The following is a 3,615-nucleotide window of genomic DNA, read 5'->3' as shown; positions in this document are numbered from 1 at the left end:
CAGCGCGGCTCACTCCGTCGGGTGCCCTGACCGAGGCGCTGTCGCAGGCGATGATCCTGTCGATGGACTGGTTCGGTGTGGTCGTCCTAGCGGTGTGGGGAACGCTGGGGGCACTCGCGGCACGCCGCTGGTTCCGCTTCACCTGACCCGCTCGGCGCGATCCCCCTTCTACTACGTGACGTAGTTTTCGTTACGATCAGGCGATGGCTGTCGGACGAGCGCTGCTGCGGGTGGTGGACCTGCTTCCCGACCCCAGCCTGCGCGTCCAGCGGGTCATTGCCGCGGCCGTCATCCTCACCCAGGGCGGAATTGCGGTTACCGGCACGATTGTCCGCGTCACCGCGTCGGGCCTGGGGTGCCCGACCTGGCCGCAGTGTTTCCCGGGCAGTTTCACCCCGGTGGCCGTCGCCGAGGTGCCGCGCATCCACCAGGCCGTCGAGTTCGGCAATCGGATGATCACTTTCGCGGTGGTAATCACGGCGGCGCTGGCCGTGCTGGCGGTCATTCGGGCGCGGCGGCGCACCGAGGTCCTGGTCTACGCGTGGCTGATGCCGGCCTCGACGGTCGTGCAGGCCGCGATCGGCGGCATCACGGTACGCACCGGGCTGCTGTGGTGGACGGTGGCCGTCCACCTGTTGGCGTCCATGACGATGGTGTGGCTGTCGGTGTTGCTCTACGTCAAGGCTGGCCAACCTGACGATGGGGTGGCACGAGAACTGGTGGCCAGGCCACTGCGCACGCTTACGGTGCTGAGCGCAGTGAATCTGGCCGCCGTCCTACTCACGGGAACGCTGGTGACGGCCGCTGGGCCGCATGCCGGCGACAAGAGCCCCGCCCGGACCGTGCCACGGCTAAAAGTCGAGATCGACACCCTGGTGCACATGCACTCGTCGTTGCTGGTTTCCTACCTGGCCTTGCTCGTGGGGTTGGGATTCGGGTTGCTGGCCGCCGGCGTCTCCCCGGCAATCCGGCGGCGGCTTACTGTGCTGCTTGCTCTGGTTGTCGCTCAGGCCGGGGTGGGCATTGTGCAGTACCACACCGGGGTGCCGGCTGTACTGGTCGCGGTCCATGTGGCCGGTGCCGCCGCATGTACGGCGGCCACCGCGGCACTATGGGCGTCGATGCGCGAACGGGCCCAATCCGGCTGACTAGCGGATGCTCGGCCCGACTGAAGCCCATGCATAGGTGGCGCTTCAGCAAAACACTTGCAAGACTGGGGAACCCAGAACGCAGCTCACTTATTGGCGGCCGGGTGGTTGGTGAATCGCCGAGCCGTACTGGCTTCGCGGAGCGCCATGCCGCAGCGAATCCGGCACGATCAACGCGGGGTTAGCGGCGGATCTTCGGGTGGCGCAGGCGGCGGTTACTCCTCGGTACGGCATCGTTTACGCCGGGGGTTGTCAAAGGTCTCGGTGGTCAACAGCTGGTGGGCTGAGTGGCGCCAGATCGAGCCTGGATACCTCCACGCTAGAGGGCTCGGTTGGTTACGAAGCGGCTCGGCCGCTCCGCAGCTAGTGAGAGCTGTTGACCGACGCGACAGAGCGCTTGCTCCGGCCTTCGTGTCTGTTAGCCGTTCCGTGGGCAGTCAAGACCCGTCCCTGATGTGGCCAGACCTCGGAGCATCTGTCGGAGCATCTGCTCCACGGTGTCAGCTGAGATGCTGGCCCGCTCGCTTCAACTGTTCTACGCAAACACCTTGTATATCTTTATAATTCGCGACATGCGTTCCTGCGGAGCGTTCGGCGGGTTACCAGGGGGACGGCCCGTTCCGTCGATCGGTGGACTCAAAGTCCCTCCAGTCAGCGGATACGTCACCGTCAGCGCAGAGACGAAACTCTATTGTGGCGCACGGTGATTCACATATATCAGTCTTCTTCAACCCATCCAGTACCAGCTGACCTTGCACCGCATATCAACTGTCGAACTCGGCAGCCAATCTGCCAGCAACAACGTCACAGCCGGCTAGAGAGTTAGGAACTCCTATGAGCGTCAACCCTTTCGACGATGACGATGGAAGCTTTTTCGTCTTGATCAATGATGAGGAGCAGCATAGCCTGTGGCCGGCGTTCGCTGAGATTCCACCGGGCTGGGAGGTGGTCCACGGCGAGGCGTCCCGCACCGAGTGCCTGGACTATGTCGAGCAGAACTGGCCCGATATCCGGCCCAAGAGTCTCCGCGAAAAGCTGGCGCGGGGCCGGGGCCTAGATGCATAACCGGCTGATTGACAACGAATCAGGGGAAAGTGCGGAGGATGCGCTTCCGCTGACCCAAGCACAGTTGGGTGTTTGGCTATCCCAACAAACGGGTCATACAGACACCGACTGGCAGTTGAGCCAGTTCGTCATCATTGATGGCGCCATAGAGCCCGATTTGGTTGCGCAGGCGATCCGAGAGGTGGTCCGTGAGGCCGAGCCGCTGCGCGCCACCATCTTTGAAGTGGACGGGCGGGTCTTCCAAAGGGCGATTGACCACCCGGATATTGAGGTTCCCTTCTACGATCTACGGCGCGCACAGGATCCGGTGGCGCAGGCCCATGACCTGGCGTCGTCGATCCAACGCACGCCAATGTCATGGGCCGGCCCGCTGTTCAGATTCGCCTTGTTTGCAACAGGGCCAGACCAATTCTTATTGTTCATCTGCATTCACCACATAGTCCTCGACGGCTTCGGCTTTTCACTGCTTGCCAATCGGATCGCTACTGTCTACTCTGCGCTTGCTCGCGACGCACCCGTTCCCGCCGCTTGCTTTGGCTCGCTACACCACTTGGTGGACTACGAATCGGAATACGAAGCGTCCAGCCAATATTGCGACGACCTGACTTATTGGAAGGCGAACCTTTCGCCAGCAAATGGTCCTGACTATCGGTGGACGCAGAGCCGGGATGGGCGTGATTCCTGCTCGGCGTCTGTGCCGATTCGGCTGGACCCGTGCATCATCGGTCGAGTCGGCGGGTTGGCGCGTACGTTGGGTGTGCGTCGAACATCGGTGCTCGCTGCGGCGTGCGCACTGCTGGTGCGAAATTGGTGTCGCGGTGGGTCAGAGGTCGTGCTGGATTTCCCGGTCAGCAGGCGGACAAGTGCGCAATCAAAGACGCTGCCCGCAATGGTTGCCGGGGTTGTGCCGCTGGTATTGCGGGCGTCGCCGGGGTCGACGGTCGCCGACTTCTGTGAGCACGTTGACGCGCGGATACGAGAAGTGCTGCGGCATCAGAGGTTTCCGGTGCACGTGTTGCAGCACAGCGGCGAGCTGCGAGTTGCCCAGCGAGCCGTTGGCAGAGTCAGCGTTAATTTCCTCCCGTCGACCTCGATTCGCGCCTTCGATGGCGCGGGCGCGTCGGCGCAATACACGACTCTTGGGCACGTCGACCACTTCGGCCTCTTCTTCGTGCGAGACGGTGAACAGATCTTCTTGAGCACCGCTGGTGCCGGACAGCCGTTCTCGGATTTCGACCAATCGGATCTGGCAGTCCGGTTGCTGAAAATGTTGGCGGCAATGACCGCCGATCCCGGGCGGTCATTGTCGTCCATGAATCTCGTGGACGAAGACGAGCTCAGGGACTTGGCGCAGTGGGGCAACCGCGCGGCGCTGACCCGGACGAATTCTGCGGAGGCGGTC

The 3,615-nt window shown here is 62.9% G+C and carries 3 protein-coding genes and 1 pseudogene; all 4 read left to right on the top strand.

From position 1 onward, the window contains the following. Positions 1-146 (top strand): annotated as a pseudogene (locus tag F0Q45_RS24950) (multidrug ABC transporter permease); the annotation flags it as partial. A 57-nt stretch (positions 147-203) separates the two neighbouring features. Continuing rightward, entirely contained in the window at positions 204-1,148 is a 945-nt protein-coding gene (locus F0Q45_RS24945; RefSeq protein ID WP_149656435.1) for a COX15/CtaA family protein, read from the top strand. Positions 1,149-1,982: 834 nt separating this feature from the next. After that, positions 1,983-2,213, top strand: coding sequence for an MbtH family protein (locus F0Q45_RS24940; protein WP_149656434.1), 231 nt, complete (start codon positions 1,983-1,985; stop codon positions 2,211-2,213). Then, a partial coding sequence (locus F0Q45_RS24935) for a condensation domain-containing protein (protein WP_262491168.1) occupies positions 2,206-3,615 on the top strand: 1,410 nt, incomplete at its 3' end. The genes F0Q45_RS24940 and F0Q45_RS24935, both read left to right, overlap by 8 nt.

This window comes from Mycobacterium simiae, assembly GCF_008370645.1.
Taxonomy (GTDB): domain Bacteria; phylum Actinomycetota; class Actinomycetes; order Mycobacteriales; family Mycobacteriaceae; genus Mycobacterium; species Mycobacterium simiae_A.
Note: the sequence above shows the minus strand (reverse complement) of the source record. Positions and strands in the feature narration are given on the sequence as shown.